Annotated in this window: 16 protein-coding genes and 2 tRNA genes; 10 read left to right on the plus strand and 8 right to left on the minus strand. The window is 33.5% G+C overall.

Features of this window, described 5'->3' with window-relative positions; translation table 11 throughout:
* Window positions 1–90: 90 nt before the first annotated feature.
* Both ACFSC2_RS08005 and ACFSC2_RS08010 read right to left on the minus strand, forming a co-directional pair.
* On the minus strand, window positions 91–957 hold the full coding sequence (locus tag ACFSC2_RS08005; RefSeq protein ID WP_379816877.1) for a hypothetical protein: 867 nt from the start codon (window positions 955–957) through the stop codon (window positions 91–93).
* Between the two features lie 107 nt (window positions 958–1,064).
* Window positions 1,065–2,117 carry a hypothetical protein gene (locus ACFSC2_RS08010; RefSeq protein WP_379816878.1) on the minus strand — a complete coding sequence of 351 codons (1,053 nt, stop codon included), beginning with the start codon at window positions 2,115–2,117 and terminating at the stop codon, window positions 1,065–1,067.
* A gap of 106 nt (window positions 2,118–2,223) precedes the next feature.
* Between ACFSC2_RS08010 and ACFSC2_RS08015 the strand changes: the two genes are divergently transcribed.
* The 3 genes from ACFSC2_RS08015 (at window position 2,224) to ACFSC2_RS08025 (ending at window position 6,340) form a co-directional block, all read left to right on the plus strand.
* Window positions 2,224–3,135, plus strand: coding sequence for an ABC transporter ATP-binding protein (locus tag ACFSC2_RS08015; RefSeq protein WP_379816879.1), 912 nt, complete (start codon window positions 2,224–2,226; stop codon window positions 3,133–3,135).
* A gap of 3 nt (window positions 3,136–3,138) precedes the next feature.
* Window positions 3,139–3,975 (plus strand): ABC transporter permease, encoded by an 837-nt coding sequence (locus ACFSC2_RS08020; RefSeq protein ID WP_379816880.1) that lies wholly within the window; start codon window positions 3,139–3,141, stop codon window positions 3,973–3,975.
* A 67-nt stretch (window positions 3,976–4,042) separates the two neighbouring features.
* On the plus strand, window positions 4,043–6,340 hold the full coding sequence (locus tag ACFSC2_RS08025) for a T9SS type B sorting domain-containing protein (protein ID WP_379816881.1): 2,298 nt from the start codon (window positions 4,043–4,045) through the stop codon (window positions 6,338–6,340).
* A gap of 130 nt (window positions 6,341–6,470) precedes the next feature.
* Here the strand turns inward: ACFSC2_RS08025 and typA are convergent, their stop codons facing one another.
* Complete coding sequence (gene typA, locus ACFSC2_RS08030) at window positions 6,471–8,267, minus strand: translational GTPase TypA (protein ID WP_379816882.1); 1,797 nt, start codon at window positions 8,265–8,267, stop codon at window positions 6,471–6,473.
* Window positions 8,268–8,434: 167 nt separating this feature from the next.
* On the opposite strand from typA, the gene ACFSC2_RS08035 reads away from it, so the two are divergent.
* Together ACFSC2_RS08035 and ACFSC2_RS08040 are read left to right on the plus strand one after the other, a co-directional pair.
* Complete coding sequence (locus ACFSC2_RS08035; protein WP_379816883.1) at window positions 8,435–10,144, plus strand: PAS domain-containing sensor histidine kinase; 1,710 nt, start codon at window positions 8,435–8,437, stop codon at window positions 10,142–10,144.
* 5 nt (window positions 10,145–10,149) lie between these two features.
* On the plus strand, window positions 10,150–10,566 hold the full coding sequence (locus ACFSC2_RS08040) for a response regulator (protein WP_379816884.1): 417 nt from the start codon (window positions 10,150–10,152) through the stop codon (window positions 10,564–10,566).
* A 152-nt stretch (window positions 10,567–10,718) separates the two neighbouring features.
* On the opposite strand, the gene rpsT is transcribed toward ACFSC2_RS08040, so the two are convergent.
* The 4 genes from rpsT to proS form a co-directional block, all read right to left on the minus strand.
* Window positions 10,719–10,970, minus strand: a complete 252-nt coding sequence (gene rpsT, locus ACFSC2_RS08045; RefSeq protein ID WP_012026903.1) for a 30S ribosomal protein S20 — start codon at window positions 10,968–10,970, stop codon at window positions 10,719–10,721.
* 157 nt (window positions 10,971–11,127) lie between these two features.
* A tRNA-Glu gene (locus ACFSC2_RS08050) sits at window positions 11,128–11,199 on the minus strand.
* A 43-nt stretch (window positions 11,200–11,242) separates the two neighbouring features.
* Window positions 11,243–11,314: transfer RNA gene (locus ACFSC2_RS08055), tRNA-Glu, on the minus strand.
* A gap of 78 nt (window positions 11,315–11,392) precedes the next feature.
* Window positions 11,393–12,871, minus strand: a complete 1,479-nt coding sequence (proS, locus tag ACFSC2_RS08060) for a proline--tRNA ligase (RefSeq protein WP_379816885.1) — start codon at window positions 12,869–12,871, stop codon at window positions 11,393–11,395.
* Window positions 12,872–12,973: 102 nt separating this feature from the next.
* Between proS and ACFSC2_RS08065 the strand changes: the two genes are divergently transcribed.
* The 5 genes from ACFSC2_RS08065 (at window position 12,974) to ACFSC2_RS08085 (ending at window position 18,650) form a co-directional block, all read left to right on the plus strand.
* Window positions 12,974–14,014 (plus strand): hypothetical protein, encoded by a 1,041-nt coding sequence (locus tag ACFSC2_RS08065; protein WP_379816886.1) that lies wholly within the window; start codon window positions 12,974–12,976, stop codon window positions 14,012–14,014.
* A gap of 46 nt (window positions 14,015–14,060) precedes the next feature.
* The gene (locus tag ACFSC2_RS08070) at window positions 14,061–15,593 is read left to right on the plus strand and encodes an OmpP1/FadL family transporter (RefSeq protein ID WP_379816887.1); all 1,533 of its coding nucleotides are present in this window, start codon (window positions 14,061–14,063) and stop codon (window positions 15,591–15,593) included.
* Between the two features lie 201 nt (window positions 15,594–15,794).
* Complete coding sequence (rimO, locus tag ACFSC2_RS08075) at window positions 15,795–17,108, plus strand: 30S ribosomal protein S12 methylthiotransferase RimO (protein WP_379816888.1); 1,314 nt, start codon at window positions 15,795–15,797, stop codon at window positions 17,106–17,108.
* Between the two features lie 38 nt (window positions 17,109–17,146).
* Complete coding sequence (locus ACFSC2_RS08080; RefSeq protein WP_379816889.1) at window positions 17,147–17,713, plus strand: hypothetical protein; 567 nt, start codon at window positions 17,147–17,149, stop codon at window positions 17,711–17,713.
* A 31-nt stretch (window positions 17,714–17,744) separates the two neighbouring features.
* On the plus strand, window positions 17,745–18,650 hold the full coding sequence (locus tag ACFSC2_RS08085) for an N-acetylmuramoyl-L-alanine amidase (RefSeq protein WP_379816890.1): 906 nt from the start codon (window positions 17,745–17,747) through the stop codon (window positions 18,648–18,650).
* A gap of 328 nt (window positions 18,651–18,978) precedes the next feature.
* On the opposite strand, the gene ACFSC2_RS08090 is transcribed toward ACFSC2_RS08085, so the two are convergent.
* A complete protein-coding gene (locus tag ACFSC2_RS08090) occupies window positions 18,979–20,049 on the minus strand; it encodes an outer membrane beta-barrel protein (RefSeq protein WP_379816891.1) in 1,071 nt (356 codons plus the stop codon).
* Window positions 20,050–20,262 lie beyond the last annotated feature (213 nt).

The raw sequence follows: 20,262 nt of genomic DNA on the forward strand, positions 1-20,262 counted from the left end.
CACTAATTTTTATTCTGAAAAAAATAAAATAGAATTCGTGAAAATTTGTGCAATTCGTGGCAAACTTTTTTTCCTTAGTATCTTAGAAACTTAGTTACTTAGAAGCTTAAATTCATATACATTCCCTCCTACTTTATTTGTTTTTTCGTCGGCGATGAGTAAGGTGTTATTGTCTTTGAAAACAACGGCTTCTTTTTGAGAAAAATGGTTTAGTTCAATTTGGGTTTGAGTGCCTTTGTGGAACAAATCTCCTTTGAAGTTTTTAAACAAAAGAATTTTATCGTGACTTAACAATGCTACTTTTTTTCCGTCTGGGCTTATTGTTGCACTTGTTAAAACGCAGTGATTGTAATTCCCGCAGGTTTTAAATTCACCTATTTTTTCGGCTTTTTGAGTTCCCTTTGCATTTTTAATTTTATAAATAAAAGCAGTTCCGTCAAAACCTTTACTTCTGTTTTTTGTAAAAAGATAAAAGTAACCTCCGTGCTCAAAGAAACCTTCTACATCGTAAAACATTTCTTTTTTCTTTGGCGGAAATTCGGTTTGCTCTGGATATGAAAACGAAACTTTATATTCGGCGGAAGCCAAATCTTTATTCAATTCAGATTTAGGCAATTTATAAATACATAAATCTCTTCGTTCGTTATCATTATTTCCAAAATCTCCAATATAGATATTTCCTTGTTTATCTTTCGTAATATCTTCCCAATCAACATTTTTGGCATTTCCAATTGTGATTGTTCTTTCTAATTTTCCTTTAGAATTTAAAGCATAAATAGCATTTTTATTGCCGCTGTCTTCCAAAGTATATAGTGTTTTTGTTTCAGGAAAATAGGCAATTCCAGAAACTTCTTTGAGCTTTTTCGGAAGCGAATAAAGTGTTTTTAAATCATTCTCAGATTGCTGCTGACAAGCTAATAAAGCGATTGAAATACCGAGTAAAAAAAACTTTTTCATATTTTGTGTTTTGTTTAAACCATATAAGTCGTATAAGAAAATTTAAGTAAGATTCTTTCTTAAAGATTTATTTAAATGAACTTATATTACTTATATGGTTCAAAAATTTATATCAAATTTGTGTTTTTAAAGTTACGCGTAATAAACTCAAATGCGGCATGCATAACGTGTCCCATTGATTTTGCGTTTTTAAATTTCATATCGTTTGTGTAACGGTACAATTCCATTTTTAACTGCAATAAATGTTCTTCGGTCGAAATGGTATCGTGGCACATTATATTGAGTAATTTTTTAATTCTGGTCTCGGCCGAATGAATACGTTTTGCCAAAATTGCCCTTTCTTCATCTTTATATTGAATGATCGAACGTTCTTCTAACTTTTCTTTAATCAATTGAATCATTGGAAAATTTTCTTTGAAAAACTGCGGGCGATAGACTTTAAAATTCCCTTCATAACATTGCTGGTCAAAATCGATCGGACGGATTTTATAGACAACCTGATCAAAATCGTGAATCGGAACAATTACATAATTGTACGCACGCATATCTCCCAAAAGCCGAATCATACAGCGTTCGTTAAACTTTACAAACTCTTTTGCAATTTGTGCTTTTTCCATTTCGGTACACGAATCGAGTAAAGTATCCATAAAAACATCACCGGGAATTCCGATAATATGTTCTTCGATCAAAGTGTCTTTATAAACCAAAAAGTTGATTTTATCCGGCGAAAGAATATCTTCTAATTCTAATCCGTAAATTCTCGAAGCATCGGCTTTTTTGATATAAAAATGAACGTAGTTGTCGTTGAGAATATTACGAACTTTTATTCTAAAAGGTTTCGAATTTCCGAACGTACAATAATCAATTGCATCGACATTTAGGTATTGTATAATTTCGCTGTTTCCGTCAGAATGCAGGAGTGAATAAATCTTTTTTAAGTTAAGATCAATTTCATTACGTTCAAATTCTCCATAATAAACGCGAATCCATAAAGTATCGGTATCATGTTTGTCATAAACATTAATAGAACCCGAAAACCGAAGCAAGTCATCATAAAACACAGAAACTTTAGAAATACGTTCGTATCGCTCCAAATAACTTAAAAGTGGCTGTATTAAAGGATAAGAAGGTTTTTTTAAAACCATTAAAGGCTCGCTCATTTTGAATATCTTTAATACAAATTTACGGGAATACGATTTAATGCAAGAACATTGAGTAACAAAATTCGAAATGATTCGTCATACTAAAAACTAAAACCAGAAAAATTTGGAAACCATTTTAACCATTGAAAATTTAAGCAAAAGATACGGCCGAATTCAGGCGCTTAAAAATGTATCTTTTGAAATACAAAAAGGCCGCGTTTACGGCATTCTTGGTCCTAACGGAAGCGGAAAATCGACCACTTTAGGAATTGTACTAAATGTTGTCAATAAATCGTCTGGAAACTATCGCTGGTTTGACGGCAATGTAGAAACACACGAAGCTTTAAAAAAAGTGGGCGCTATTATCGAAAGGCCTAACTTTTATCCTTATATGACTGCAGAACAAAACCTAAAGCTGGTCTGCAAAATCAAAAATATCAATTATTCTAAGGTTAATGAAAAGCTCGAACTAGTAGGTTTGAGTGAAAGAAAAGACAGCAAATTCAGTACTTTTTCTTTAGGTATGAAACAACGTCTGGCGATTGCATCGGCACTTTTGAATGATCCTGAAATTTTAATTCTAGATGAACCTACCAACGGATTGGATCCGCAGGGAATTCATCAAATTCGAGATATTATTAAAAAAATTGCTTCGCAGGGAACTACCATTTTATTGGCTTCGCATTTGTTAGATGAAGTTGAAAAAGTTTGCTCTGATGTAATTGTTTTACGCAAAGGCGAAATTTTATATTCAGGTTCTGTTGATGAAATGGCTTCAAACGAAGGCTTTTTTGAAGTTCAAGCAAATGACAATCAAACTCTAAAAACTGTTTTACAAGATCATGCAGCTATTGATAAAATTGTTGAAGAAGACGGAAAAGTTTTGGTTTACTTAAAATCAGAATTAGCTGCGGCTGAACTAAACTCTTATTTATTTTCCAAAAACATTGTTTTAAGTCATTTAGTAAAACGTAAAAACAGTTTAGAAGCACAATTTTTAGAATTAACCAAAAACGCCATCGCTCAAAAAAACTAAACCATGAAAAGACTTCTCTCTATAGAATTACAAAAAATCTGGCTGAACAAAGCCAGCAAAATATTGACACTGACTTATTTTATTCTACTTTCATTTATTGCTTTAATTGCTTCGATAAAATTTGATATCGGTCCTTTTAAATTTCACTTGGCCGAAATGGGAATTTTCAATTTTCCGTTTATCTGGCATTTTAATACTTATGTTGCTGCTTGGCTTAAATTCTTTTTGGCAATTGTGATTGTTTCTATGATGGCTAACGAATACAGTTACGGCACTTTAAAACAAAATTTAATTGATGGTTTAAGCAAAAAAGAATTCATATTATCTAAGTTTTTAACGGTAACATTATTTGCCTTATGCTCGACGGTTTTTGTTTTTATAATGAGTTTAATTTTAGGATTAATCTTTTCTTCCTACACAGAGCTTGACGTTATTGTAATGGATTTGGATTATTTACTGGCGTTTTTCATCAAATTGGCTGGTTTCTTTTCTTTCTGTTTGTTCTTGGGAATTTTAGTAAAACGTTCTGCTTTTGCGCTGGGTTTTTTATTGGTTTGGAGTATCATTGAAGCAATTATCAGAGGAACATTAGCTTTTCAAATTTTCCCAAACAGTGAAACTGACGAAAAAATAACGCAATTTCTCCCTCTTGAATCAATGTCTAATCTAATTGTAAATCCAGCACCGCGCCTTTCTGTTGTAAAAAGTATCGGCACACAAATAGGAATTGAAACTGACATGGATTATAGTGTAAGTTATTCTGCTGCTATTATTGTAGCAATCTGGACCTGCTTATTTATATATTTTTCGTACAAATTATTAAAAAATAGAGATTTGTAGTATATTTGCTAACATGAGCTGTTTTAGAGTTTTTTTTCTAACTTTTATCTTGTGTTCACTAACCACTATGATGAACGCTCAGAATATTAGTGTTGATCCTTCAAAAACTCCGACAGACTTAGTTCAAAACATCTTAATAAATAGTGCTTGTATTGATATTCAAAGTATCAATGCCTCTGGAGATCCGAGACCGGGTCAGACAAGTTATGGATCTTTTAACGCCTCTGGGACTAACTTTCCGTTTCCCAGTGGTGTTGTATTAACTACTTCGCCAAGCCTAAAAGCTCAAGGACCTTATGATGAAAGTACCTCCATTGGTGTTAAAGTCGTTACCTGGAATGGAGATCAAGACCTAAACAAAGCCATCGGAATAAATAACAGTACGCAAGCAACAGTATTGGAATTCGATTTTATTGCTTCAACTAACATGATTAGTTTTAATTATATTTTTGCATCCAATGAATATCAAAAGTTTTTTCCGTGTAACTTCAGCGACAGTTTTGCTTTTTTAATAAAAGAAGCAGGAAGTACAGAAGATTATAAAAATCTGGCGATTGTACCCAATACAACAATAGCAGTATCAGCAACAACTGTTCATCCAAAAATTAATCCATCTGTTATAGACGGAAATACACATAGCGGATGTGAAGCTGCAAACGAAAATTATTTTAACGGTTACAATACTGATTCAAGTCCGATTAATTATGCTGGTCAAACTAAAGTAATGACAGCACAAACCGAAGTTATCCCAGAAAGAAAATATCACCTAAAATTAGTCATAGCTGACGATGAAACCCGACAATACAATTCTGCAGTCTTTCTGGAAGCGGGCAGTTTTATTTCTAAAATAAACTTTGGCGAAGACAGAACAATTGCTAATAACAATCCAGTATGCTTTGGCGAAAATTATGTGTTGGACACCAAATTAAATCCTGCTTTATTTACTTTTTCATGGTTTAAAAAAGATAACACGAACAATTATGTGCAAATTCCGGGTGAATCTGGCGCTACATATACTGTTACTTCAAGTGGAAGTTACAGGGTGGAAGCCTACAGATCATCATTAAATTGTTCTGCAAACGGAGAAATCTCAGTAGAATTTACACCTGAAATTACAACAACAGACACTTCTCTTTTGCAGTGTGATGATAATAACGATGGAATTTCTATTTTCAACTTAACTAAAGTAAGTACAATTGTAAATAATAATTCGCAAAATACGACACAAGGTTATTATGAAACTTTGGCAGATGCTCAAGCCAAAACAAATGCTATTTTAAATCCAGAGAATTATGTCAATAAAACGTCAAATCAAATCGTTTTTGCCCGTATTCAAAATGGATCTGGGTGTTATGACACCGCACAAGTCACATTAGGAATTACTACAACAACAATTCCCGACCAAAATCCAATTGCTAAATGTGATGGCGATGATGTTCAAGATGGTCTTTATCAATTTGATTTATCTAATGATGTGACACCGCAAATCTTAACTGGATTACCTGCTAATTTAGTCGTTAATTATTTTCTTTCAGGAAATGATGCACTAACTATGACGAATCAGCTTCCAAATATTTTTAAAAATACCGTACCAAATAGCCAGACTATTTATGCTCGTGTTCAAAATGGAGCCGATTGTTATGATATTACTCCAATTGAGCTCCAAATAAACACTTTTAATCCTCCAAACTTTGGGGAGGAATCAGAATTTCTTTGCAAAGGCAAAGAAATTACTTTATCTGTTGCCACTGGTTTTAATAGTTACACATGGTCTACATCTGCCAGCGATACTTCAAACAGCATTCCTGTAAATACGCCTGGCGATTATTCTGTTACTGTAACTGACGCAAATGGCTGTCAGAAAACAAAAAAATTCAAAGTGATTTTATCGGAGCCTGCTACAATTACTGAAGCAATTGTAAAAGATTTTTCTGCAACTGATAACTCTATTTCAATACAATTTACCGGTGTTGGAGATTACGAATTTTCTATTGGATCAGATTTTCAGGATTCTCCGATATTTCAAAATGTCATTCCGGGAATTTATTACGCGAATGCACAAGACAAAAACGGCTGCGGTATTTCTAACACATTTAAAATCTATGTTTTAGATTATCCTCGTTTTTTCTCACCAAACGGAGACGGTCAAAATGATTTGTGGATTATCAAAAACATTGACCAGATGCCGGATTATACGATTTCAATATTTGACCGTTACGGAAAATTGATAAAACAGATGAATCAAAACAGTTCTGGCTGGAATGGAATTTTCAACAGCCAGCAGCTGCCTTCAGCTGATTATTGGTTTACCTTACTTTTTGTCGACGGAAAAACTGTAAAAGGACATTTTAGTCTGGTAAGATAAACTTTTAAAAAAATTGCAAATTCCAACTCGAAGCCCCAGACTTAAAACTTAAAATTCTAGTATACTCACAAAAAAAATCCCAAACTCCTTAATTGGAATTTGGGATTTTTAATATGAAATTTAAAACTAATTAGATTTTAAATCTTTTTCTATCTGTTTCAGTTAAGTAAATCTTTCTCAAACGAATAGATTTTGGAGTAACTTCTACATATTCATCTTTTTGAATGTATTCTAAAGCTTCTTCTAAAGAGAAAATGATTGGAGGAATGATTCTTGCTTTTTCATCAGCTCCAGAAGAACGTACGTTAGATTGTTTTTTCTCTTTCGTTACGTTTACACACATATCATCTGCACGAGAGTTTTCACCAATTACCTGACCTTCATAGATTTCAGTATTTGGTTCAACAAAAAACTTACCACGATCTTGTAATTTATCGATAGAATAAGGAATAGCTTTTCCTTTTTCCATAGAGATTAATGAACCTTTGTTACGTCCAGAAATTTCTCCTTTGTAAGGCTCATATCCGATAAAACGGTGTGACATGATAGCTTCACCAGCAGTAGCAGTAAGTAATTGATTTCTTAAACCAATAATTCCACGTGATGGAATATTGAATTTAATAATCATACGCTCACCTTTAGTTTCCATACTTAACATTTCACCTTTACGAATTGTTACGAACTCAACTGCTCTACCTGAAAGGTTTTCTGGCAAATCGATTGTTAATTCCTCAATTGGCTCACATTTTTTACCATCAATTTCTTTGATGATAACTTGTGGCTGACCAATTTGTAACTCATAACCTTCTCTTCTCATTGTTTCAATAAGAACAGATAAGTGAAGTACTCCACGTCCAAAAACCATGAATTTATCAGCAGAATCAGTTTCACCTAACTTCATCGCTAAGTTTTTCTCTAATTCTTTTGTCAATCTTTCTCTAATATGACGAGAAGTTACAAATTTACCTTCTTTACCAAAGAAAGGAGAGTCATTGATTGTAAACAACATACTCATTGTAGGCTCATCAATAGCAATAGAAGCTAATCCTTCAGGGTTCTCGTGATCAGAAATAGTATCACCAATTTCAAAACCTTCAATACCTACAACAGCACAAATATCACCAGCAATTACTTCAGTAACTTTTTTACGACCAAGACCTTCAAAAGTATGTAATTCTTTAATTCTTGATTTTGTTACAGAACCGTCTCTTTTTACCAAAGATATTGGCATACCTTCTTTCAAAATACCTCTTTCTAAACGACCAATAGCAATACGACCTGTAAATGCAGAGAAATCTAAAGAAGTAATCAACATTTGTGGTGTACCTTCAGAAACTTTAGGAGCTGGTACATTTTCAACAACCATATCCAATAATGCTTCAACATTATCAGTTACGTTTTCCCAATGATCAGACATCCAGTTGTTTTTAGCAGAACCATAAACTGTTGGAAAATCCAACTGCCATTCTTCAGCACCTAATTCAAACATTAAGTCAAAAACTTTTTCGTGAACTTCCTCAGGAGTACAGTTTTCTTTATCAACTTTATTGATAACTACACATGGCTTAAGACCTAAGTCAATAGCTTTTTGCAATACAAAACGCGTTTGTGGCATTGGACCTTCAAAAGCATCCACTAGCAAACACACTCCATCGGCCATGTTCAATACACGTTCTACTTCACCTCCAAAATCCGCGTGGCCAGGAGTATCGATAATATTGATTTTTGTTCCTTTATATTGAACAGAAACGTTTTTAGAAGTAATAGTAATACCTCTCTCACGCTCCAAATCGTTATTATCTAGGATTAAATCACCTGTGTTCTCGTTTTCACGAAATAATTGACAGTGATACATAATTTTATCAACCAAAGTGGTTTTACCGTGATCGACGTGGGCAATAATTGCAATGTTTCTAATAGATTCCATCTGTGATTTTTAATGGCTGCAAAGGTACACTTTATTTTCTAAAAAAAAACGTTTCTCGTATAGTTTGCGTATATACAATCAATTAGTTAATACAAAATCGAGGAAACAGTCTTCAAATTGGACTTCACATATCAATTACTTATAGTTAAATTAACTATATTTGGGTAATGAAAAGCAAAAGTCTACAAATTATACTAACCTACATTGTGGTATCGCTTATTTTGGCGGTAACCTTTTATAAATTGCTTATTTCATTAAACCCTGATACAGAAAACAACTATATATTCCTTGCAAAAGATATCTTTTGTATTCTAGCAACAGGAGTACTTTTTTATTATATCTCATCAAAAAACGAAAAGAACAACATTACTTTTTTTGAAAAATTAAACGAAACAAATGAGGTAATAAAAGAATCTAACGAAAAATATGATATTGTAGCCAAAGCAACAAGTGACACAATTTGGGATTGGAAAATTCAAGAAGACAGCATTAATTGGAACAAAGGAATCGAAAGTGTTTTTGGATATAATCCATCTGAAGTTGGAAAAACTTCAAAATGGTGGTTTGACAAAATACACCCCGAAGACAGTATCCGAATGTCTATCAAACTTTATTCTTTTATAGAACAAAAAACTGAAAAATGGCAGGATCAATATCGCTTTAGATGCGCTGACGGAACCTACAAATACGTATTAGACAGAGGTTTTTTATTGAAAGATGAAAACGGCAAAGCGATCAGAATGATTGGAGCAATCCAAGATATTACCAAACAAAAAGAAGAAGAACAGCGTTTAAAACTTTTAGAAACCGTAATTACACAATCTAAAGATTCTATTTTAATTACAGAGGCTAATTCATCTGAAGGCAAAATACCAAAAATCGTGTATGTTAATCCAGCCTTTTCTCTTATGTCTGGTTATTTATCAACAGAAATCATAGGTAAATCTCCTAATATTTTTAAAGGACCAAAATCTGATTCTGAAGAATTAAAAAAACTATTGCGTGCGATAAAAAATGAAGAAGAATGCTTAATCGAAACCATAACTTATACTAAAACCAAAGAAGAATATTGGGTGCGTTTTTCTATGATTCCGATTTTTAACAACGAAGGCATTATCTCTCACTGGATTTCAATTCAAAGAGATATAACCGACGAGAAAAAATTAGAGACAGAAAAAGAACACTTAATTAGAGAATTAACTCAAAACAATAAAGACTTAAAACAATTCTCTTATATAACTTCACACAATCTTCGTGCGCCATTATCCAACTTAATTGGTCTTTTAAATTTAATTGAAGATATTCCTATTGAAAATGAAGAATTAGAAGAAATTCTTTCCGGCTTTACCAAATCGACTCATTTATTAAACGAAACAATCAATGATCTGGTAAAAGTTATTATCATTAAAGACAATCCTTCTATGCAAAAAGAAGAAACATCTTTAAAAGAAGTATTCGAAAATGTATTCAGCCAGCTTTCTTTTCAGATTGAAATGCACAAACCTATTATTAAATTAAAATTTGAAAAGGTTCCATTATTAATTACCAACAAAGCTTATCTTGAAAGTATTTTACTTAACTTGCTGACCAACTCAATCAAATATAAATCAGAAAATAGAAAGTTAAAAATCTCTATTATCGCCGAACAAATAGACAATAAAACGATACTAACTTTTAAAGACAACGGAATCGGAATTGATCTTGAACGCAATCGCGATAAAGTTTTTGGACTTTATCAAAGATTTCACAACTATCCTGACAGCAAAGGTTTAGGTTTATATCTTGTAAAGTCGCAGGTAGAAACTATGGGAGGTACAATCAGTATTGACAGCGAAGTCAATAAAGGCACTACATTTACAATAACATTTAAAAATTAATTATTATGCTTGAGCAGATTTTATGCATTGATGACGACCCAATCACATTAATGTTATGCAAAAAAGTAATTTCGAAATCTTCATTCTCACACGAAATTATTACAGCTCAAAACGGAGAAGAAGCTTTACACCATTTTAATAATTTAAAATACACCAATAATAAAAACAATGTCAATAAAAAACCCGAATTAATCTTTTTAGATTTAAACATGCCTATCATGGGAGGCTGGGAATTTTTAGACCATTTTACTTCTCCTGATTACGCAGAATTCAATACTGCGAGTGTTATTGTATTATCTTCAACTATTGATCCAGAAGATTTACTAAAAGCAAAAAAATATCCAATCATTATAGATTTCCTTTCAAAACCTATCACACAACCCATGCTTGAATATCTAAAAAAGAAAATGGGATTATTATAAAAACAAAAATATCAAAAAGATAAAAATCCAAATTCCAATATTAAAGCATAAATTGGAATTTGGATTTTATTTTTTTTTATTCTAATATAAATTTTAAACAAAAAAAGTCCTCTAAAAGAGGACTTTTTATATGTTTAGTAAATGTAATTTAATTACAATTTAGCAACGTGTTTAGTTAATTTAGACTTCAAGTTAGAAGCTTTATTATCATGAATGATGTTCTTTTTAGCTAATTTATCAATCATAGAGATAACAGTTGATAATTTCGCAGCTGCATCAGATTTATCAGTAGCTAATCTTAACGCTTTGATAGCATTACGAGTAGTTTTATGCTGATATCTATTAAGAACTCTTCTTTTTTCGTTACTTCTGATTCTTTTTAATGCTGACTTATGATTTGCCATTTCTTTTAATTTTAGATGTAATAATTATTATAAATACTAGTTAAAAAAGAAAAACCTCCCACAATTATAAAAAACAATCACTTTGGTTTTAACTAATAAAATAAAAACCGAGACACCAATTTTTATTTTACAAAACTTATTTACAACTAATTTATTGTAGTCCGTAGGGGAATCGAACCCCTGTTACCAGGATGAAAACCTGGCGTCCTAACCCCTAGACGAACGGACCTGATTCTCCTAAGTTGGAAATTTTCAATATGTAATATAACTTGTAGTCCGTGGGGGAATCGAACCCCCCTTACCAGGATGAAAACCTGGCGTCCTAACCGATAGACGAACGGACCGTGCTTCTCTAATGCGGATGCAAAGATACATCTATTTTTTAGTTGCACAATAGTTGATGCGAAAAAAAATATATTTTTTTAATAAGCCTTCGCAAACAGCACTCTTTTAGTAGACGGATTACCAGTAAATACACAGGTTCCCATCTCTTCAACAGCATCCAAAGGAATACAACGAATAGTCGCTTTTGTCAAATCTTTTATTTTTTCTTCAGTTGCAGCAGTACCATCCCAATGTGCAGAAATAAAACCGCCTTTACCTTCTAAAACCTCTTTAAATTCTTCAAAATTATTTACTTGCGTAATGTGTGTATCACGATAATTTAAAGCTTTACCAAATAAATCATTTTGAATCTGCTCTAAAAGATCATTTACATAATTCACAATTCCGTCTGCAGCAACCACTTCTTTTGTCAAAGTATCTCTTCTTGCAACTTCAAAAGTTCCATTTTCAAGATCTTTTGGACCAACTGCAATTCGAACCGGAACTCCTTTTAATTCCCATTCTGCAAATTTAAATCCTGGTTTTTGCGTCGTTCTATCATCAAACTTAACAGTGATTTTTAATTTTCTCAATTTCGCCGTTAATTCATTAACGGCTTCTGTAATTTGAGCCAATTGTTCATCTGTTTTATATATAGGAACAATAACGACTTGTATTGGAGCCAAATTTGGAGGAAGTACCAATCCTTGATCATCAGAATGCGTCATAATCAACGCTCCCATTAAACGAGTAGAAACTCCCCATGAAGTTCCCCAAACATGTTCTTGTTTTCCTTCGGCATTCGCAAACTTCACATCAAAAGCTTTTGCAAAGTTTTGACCTAAAAAGTGCGAGGTTCCTGCCTGAAGCGCTTTTCCATCCTGCATCAATGCCTCAATACAATACGTCTCATCAGCACCAGCAAAACGCTCTGACTCTGTTTTAAAACCTCTGACAACAGGTATCGCCATAAAGTTTTGAGCAAAATCCGCGTAAACATTCATCATTTTTTCTGATTCTTCCAACGCTTCTGCTTTTGTAGCATGAGCTGTATGCCCTTCCTGCCATAAAAATTCTGCAGTCCTTAAAAATAAACGCGTACGCATTTCCCATCTAACTACGTTTGCCCATTGATTAATAAGCAAAGGTAAATCTCTATAAGATTGCACCCAGCCTTTATATGTAGACCAAATAATTGCCTCACTGGTCGGACGTACAATAAGCTCTTCCTCCAATTTAGCATTTGGATCAACCATTAATTTCCCAGGTCTATCCTCATCATTCTTTAATCTATAATGTGTTACAACAGCACATTCTTTTGCAAATCCTTCAGCATTTTTCTCTTCAGCTTCAAACATACTCTTAGGCACGAACAAAGGAAAATAAGCATTTTGGTGTCCTGTCTCTTTAAACATTCGATCTAACTCAGCCTGCATTTTTTCCCATATTGCATACCCGTATGGTTTGATTACCATACATCCTCTAACTCCTGAATTTTCGGCTAAATCTGCTTTGACAACCAGTTCATTATACCATTTAGAATAATCTTCTGATCTCGTAGTAAGGTTCTTACTCATATTATATAGTTTGGCACAAATTTTGTTTTAAATATTTTTAACTAAATAGTTTGACAAAACTAACTATTTTTGTAATGTGCAACAATAAAAAACACCACAGATATGAAAACTTCCATTTCTCTTCGCCAAAACTCAACTCATTTTTACATAGTAGGATTATTGAGTTTTCTACTAGCGTCGTGTGGTTCTTACCAAAACAGCTCGTACAGTGACAACGACGGCGTTTATGGTAACTCCCGAAACACTTATGCGCAGAACAATTCTGCAGCCAATAATCAATACAAAGATTATTTTAGATCTTTACAAGATGACAATCAGCCGACTGAAATCTTTACAGATGTAGACAATTACACTAATTACCAAGAAGGTGACAGCACGCAAACTGCTTCTGTCGGATATCCTGCTTGGGGAAGCAGCAACTCTGAAGTATCTGTAAATGTTTATTCTGACCCGATGTGGTCATATGGATTTGGATTCGGATCTCCTTACTACGGATGGGGTTATGGTTCATGGGGTTACGGATATGGATACCTAGGCGGCTGGGGAGCATGGGGTGGCTGGGGCTATCCAGGTTACTGGGGACCATCTTGGGGATATTACCCAGGTTATTGGGGAGGCGGCTACGCTTATAACAACTATAATTACGCTTACGGAAGAAGAGGAGGATCTGCTTATTATGGAAACAGAGGCTATAATAACTACAACCGAAACTACACTTCTAACAGAGGTTACACAACTAGCAGAGGTTATACAAGCAACCGAAACTACACAACAAACAGAAGCAGTTTCACAACAAACAGAAACTATACAACCAATAGATCTAACAGCTATACTGACTACAGAAGAAGTTCTAACGTAAACAGAACTAGTCCAACTTTTACAAACAGAAGCTATAACAATGCTAATTCTGCCAATAATGGCAATTACAGCAACAGAAGATCTTATAACAATTACAACAATAACAATAGCGCAACTACAACTAACAGAAGCTATAATTACAACAATAACAGCAACAGTAGTCCATCAAGAAGCTACTCTCCTAGCCCATCTCGCTCAACTAATAGCAGCGGTGGAAGCATGAGATCGTCAGGCGGCGGTGGCGGTGGCGGCGGAATGAGATCTGGTGGAGGAGGAAGAAGATAATCTTCCCTCCTTCTTCAATCAAAAATTCACCTAAAAATTTATCCTAATGAAAAAAATACTTTTCCTACTAGCGGCAGGACTAACTTTCAGCGTCTCACATTCTCAACAAGTTCCCGATGCAGTTCGTTATGCACAAGACAACATAACCGGAACTGCCAGATTTAGAGCTATGAGTGGTGCTTTTGGTGCCGTTGGAGGCGATTTGTCAGCTATAACAGTCAATCCTGCAGGTTCTGCCATTTTTAACAATAATCAAGTCGGCATAACATTAAGCAATCAAAACCTTGTTAATGATTCTCAATATTTTGGAGGCAATACAACCACAAACAAACAGAATTCTTTCACACTAAATCAAGCAGGAGGTGTTTTTGTTTTTAAAGACAGGAACTCAAACAAAGGATGGAACAAAATTACAATTGGAGCAAGCTATGAAAATACCAATAACTTCAACAGTAATACTTTCTCAATGGGATCTAACCCATACAATTCTGTAGCAAATTACTTTCTAGCGTATGCAAATGGTGACCCTGGAAGGAATAACGGCATACCCTTAGGCGACATAAGAAACATTGATTACAGAGATCAATTTTACAACGAACAGCAAGCTTATTTTGGATATAACGGCTACGTTATCAATCCTGCAACGACTGCTAACAACAATACCACATATACACCTAATGTACCTGCTTTAACTTCAGGAAATGGATATTATCAAGAAAACAATATTAGCGAAAGAGGCTACAACAGCAAATTAAGTTTTAACATTGCAACATCTTACAATGATCGTCTCTACTTTGGAGCAAATTTAAATGTACACATTACAGATTATAGAAGAACAAGCAGTTTTTACGAATTCAATAATGAACCTCTTACATCAGATGCAACCATTTCTTCATTAACTTTCAATAATGACCTATATACTTACGGAAACGGTTTCTCTTTCCAATTGGGTGCAATAGGTAAAGTTACAGAAGCTTTCAGACTTGGATTAGCATACGAATCAAATACTTGGTACGAATTATACGATGAACTTTCTCAAAGTTTATACACTACGACACAAAATACGGGAGGAACATTTAATAATTCTGTAAACCCAAATATTGTTAACGTTTACGAAAGATACACTTTACAAACTCCTGGAAAGGTAACTTTTAGCGCCGCTTATGTTTTCGGAAAAAATGGTTTAATCAGTGTTGATTATGCTATAAAAGATTACGCAAATAGCAAATTTAAACCGACTGATGATCCAGATTTCATAGATCGCAATCGAGATATCAGCAATCAATTAACTAATAATGGAGAATTGAGAGTTGGTGCTGAATACAAAATAAACAGATTAAGTTTAAGAGGCGGTTACCGATACGAAGGAAGTCCATACAAAGACAAAACTACAATTGGAGACACAAACAGTTTTTCTGGCGGTTTGGGTTATAATTTTGGAGGCACAAAACTAGACTTAGCGTATTCTTATTTAGAAAGAAAATCAAACCAAGGCTTTTTCAACAAAGGCTTTACAGATGGAGCAAACATTACTTCAAAACTAAATAATGTTTCTTTAACCTTATTATTTGAATTGTAATTAGAATTTAATAGCTATAAATCTAAATTTCCGTCAGGTTTTTCTTGACGGATTTTTTTATGCCAATAAAAATAAAATCTTTTTAAAACAGTAAACACAAGTAAATACAGGGATTAGCTTCATAAAAAACAGCTAAAACCAATTAAAACTAGTGCTGTTTGAATAAAAAAAGTGTAATTTTGCACTCCAATTTATAAAAGTATGAGAACCAAGTCTTTAAAAAAGAATAAAATCAACGTAATCACTCTTGGGTGTTCAAAAAATGTTTATGACAGTGAAGTGCTTATGGGACAGCTTCGCGCTAACGGAAAAGAGGTTGAACACGAAGCTCCGGCTGAAAAAGAAGGAAACATTATTGTAATTAACACTTGTGGTTTTATCGATAATGCCAAAGCTGAATCTGTTAACATGATTCTGGAATACGCTGACAAAAAAGATAAAGGTTTAGTAGATAAAGTTTTTGTAACAGGATGTTTGTCTGAGCGCTACAGACCTGATTTAGAAAAAGAAATTCCGAATGTAGATCAATATTTCGGAACTACTGAATTACCTCAATTATTAAAAGCATTAGGTGCGGATTATAAACATGAATTGTTAGGCGAACGTTTAACTACTACTCCTAAAAACTATGCTTATTTGAAAATTGCTGAAGGATGTGATCGTCCTTGCAGTTTCTGTGCAATTCCGTTAATGAGAGGATCACATGTTTCACAGCCAATTGAAAAATTAGTAAAAGAAGCTCAAGGTCTAGCTAAAAACGGTGTAAAAGAATTAATCTTAATCGCACAAGACTTAACTTATTATGGTCTTGATTTATACAAAAAGAGAAATCTTGGCGAACTTTTAGAAGCTTTGGTAAAAGTTGAAGGAATCGAATGGATTCGTTTACACTATGCGTTCCCAACAGGATTCCCAATGGATGTTTTGGAAATCATGAAACGTGAGCCAAAAATTTGCAATTATATTGATATTCCGTTACAGCATATTTCAGATTCAATCTTAAAATCAATGCGTCGCGGTACTACTCAGGCAAAAACTACGCAGTTATTAAAAGATTTTAGAGCATCTGTTCCTGGAATGGCAATTAGAACTACTTTAATCGTTGGATATCCTGGAGAAACTCAAGAAGATTTTGAAATCCTAAAAGATTTTGTTCAGGAAATGAAATTTGACAGAATGGGATGTTTTGCTTATTCTCACGAAGAAAACACTCACGCTTATCTTCTTGAAGACAATGTTCCAGATGATGTAAAACAAGCAAGAGCTAATGAAATTATGGAATTACAATCTCAAATTTCATGGGATTTGAACCAAGAAAAAGTAGGCAAAACGTTTAAATGTATTATTGATAGAAAAGAAGGTGCTCATTTTGTTGGAAGAACAGAATTTGACAGCCCGGATGTTGATAATGAAGTTTTAATTGACGCTTCTAAACATTATGTAAAAACTGGAGATTTTGTTAATATAAAAATAATTGAAGCAACAGAATTTGATTTATACGGAGAACCTGCTTAAATTTACACTGAACAATAACTATTGCTAAAAATACTTTTATGAAACCAATTCAGACTTTATTTATCATAGCTTTTGGCTTTTTCTGTTTCAATACAGCATCAGCACAATATGGAAACGGCTATAACAATGGTTACGGTGGCGGCTATGGCGGCGGTTACGGAAGAGGTGGCGGAATGGGCATGGACAGAAGTATGATGCAGGGACCTCAACAAAATACGAGCAAACCGAAAGAAGTTCCGGTGGAAGAAACGGCAGCACAATTAGTTGAACAAATGAAACCTGAAGTTAATCTTGATGAACTTCAAGCAATTGCTATTACAAACGTATTAGCAGACAGCATGAGAGAACAAGGTGTTTTATTAAAAAATGAAAGCAGCAGTCAGGATGAAAAAATTGAACAGATAAAAGCGTTGAGAGAAAGCACAAATAAAAAAATTACTGCTTTCCTAACTCCTGATCAAGTGGTAAAATACACTGCTTTTATGGATAACTTCAAAGAAATCAAAAAACCTAAATCTAAAAAGAAAAAAGACAAAGACAAGGATAAAGATTCTAAAGAATCGAAGGAAACAAAAGAAATCACAGATACGAAAACAGAACAATAACCGTTTTTAAATGTATCTTAAATACTTAATTATGACAAAAAAGATTTTTTGTTACCTGATCTTGGCCGTAATTGTATGCTCATGTTCTACAAATCCGTATAAAACGACTGAAAAAGTATACGATCAACAGCTTAAAACTTTAGAAAATCAAATTACAAGCAAAGATCCACAGCAGATTCCTGGAGTAAATCCTCTTGTAATTGACACTTCTTATGCACAACAGCTTGGAATAATAAAAGACACCCTATCTAAAACCGGTTCGACTTCTTTAATTAATGGAATCAGTACGGAATGGGTTGGAACTGTTAATTTTAATCTGAGAAAACCAAGTTTTGTGATTATTCATCATACTGCTCAGGATTCTTTACAGCAAACGATTAGTACTTTCACAAAAACGAAAACTCAGGTAAGTGCTCATTATGTAATTTCTGAAAACGGAAAAGTGGTTCAGATGCTTAATGACTATTTGAGAGCTTGGCATGCAGGAAATTCTACTTGGGGAAAAACCACTGATTTAAATTCTTGCTCTATCGGAATTGAATTAGACAATAATGGTTTTAAGCCTTTTACAGAAGCACAGATAGGAAGTTTAGTCGCTCTTTTAACAAAACTTAAAAAAGACTACAATATTCCGACACAGAACTTTTTAGGACATGCCGATATTGCTCCTGGACGAAAACAAGATCCAAGCGCTTTGTTTCCTTGGAAAATATTAGCAGAAAAAGGATTTGGAATCTGGCCAGACGAAGTTTTAGAACCTGCTCCATTTGATTTTAAAATTGAACCAGCACTTCGAATTATAGGTTATAATACCAAAAATTTAACTGCTGCAATTCAAGCTTTTAAACTGCATTATATTCAAACAGATGCAACATCAACTTTAGATCGAAAAACAATAGATACTATTTATTCTATTTTCAAAAAACAAGTTCAATAAAGGTTTATCTGCAAGAAAGCAAAGATTTACACAAAGTTCGCAAGGCATTTTTTTCAAGGCTTTGCGAACTTTGTGTTTTTATTCTTATTCAAACTACAATCTAGACATTATAAAACATTGAACATCAATAATTCATCCACTTTATAAACTCTCAAATAAATACTACATAGCTTCTATTCTTTACAACAAAGACTACCCCTCACACTCACACTCATAGCTTATAACTTATAACTCTCAACAACCATTAACCTAAAAAAATAAAAAAGCTGCCAAAACATTAATATGTTTCGACAGCTCCAAAAAAAAAAAAAAATATCAATCTTTATCTCTAGAAAGAGTATGTTGTAGCAATTAATCCGAAGAAGCTTCCTCCTGTTGGCGCAGCATCTTTATCTAAGAAAATATCATTTGATGCAGCATCATATCTTAACTCCGGAATTATTGTTAGTTTTCCCACTTTGTAATTTAAAGAAACAGTGTTTGCAAATACATTTGATCCTGCCAATGTTCCCAAACTTAATGCCGCATCTTTAGCATCAAAATATTCCAATCTATAAGCCAAAAGCAATGATGGACTGAATGAGTAATTAGCGTATCCTACTAATGAAAACCAATCTCCATCTAAAGAGCTGTCAAAATCATTTTTAGTTTTAGCATACGTTGCATTAAATCCTAAAGCAAAAGCATCTGTTATTGTTTTTGAAGCCACGAAATCAATTTGCGTTTTATTTTCGTCAGATGCAGGGTTGCTGCTTCCTGAAGTAAAATTCAAGTAAGCACTTCCTGTTTCTCCAATATAGCCCACTTGTCCGATATAAGTCTTTTGAGACGAACCTGCATCCATCGCTGATTTAAAATCGGTTGGGTTTGTAACTCCAACCATAGCCGTAAATTTACCTGATGTATACTGTGCTTTCACCCCAGTATTAAAGAAAGGTCCGTATGAGAAAGCATAAGACATACTGTAGTTTTTATTATCTACGGCATCTAATACTTCATATCCGATGTGAGTTCCAAAACTACCCACTACCACTTTAAATTTCTCAGTTAAATTATAAGTAAAGAACAATTGTTTAATTAAAAATTTTGCATTAATATCTTTATCAGTTGTTTCATTATATGAAAACTCTCCTGCTCTTTTTCCGAAACCTAAGTCTACAAAAACAGAAGCTTTTCCAAAAGTGTGCCCCGCTTCTATAGAGGCCATCCCTAGCTCGAATGAATCTTGTGAGTTGGTAAAGCTCGTCAATCCATTCATTTGTTTAGAAAAATCATATTTATAGTACGCATCTGCAGATCCTCCCCAAGTGGTTGCCGGCGGAGCCGAGGTTTCTTCCTCTTGAGCAAAAGCAAACGAACTTGTTAACATTGCGGCTAAAATGTGAAATACTTTTTTCATGGTTTTAAATTGGTTTTTAGTTATTAATTGATTCTGGTTAGTTAATCTTTTATATATCTATTTAATAGTATAAGTCATTTCTAAAACCTTTTTATGCGCCTCTAAACATCTTCATTTTCATTAGCGAATTTATTAACTTTTGTATCAGTAGAACAATCCAGAAGTACTTTTTTGACGTTTTATACGAAGAATTACGGATTACAAAAATTAATG

Origin of the sequence: Flavobacterium artemisiae, from assembly GCF_042678225.1 — a bacterium.
Classification (GTDB): Bacteria; Bacteroidota; Bacteroidia; order Flavobacteriales; family Flavobacteriaceae; genus Flavobacterium; species Flavobacterium artemisiae.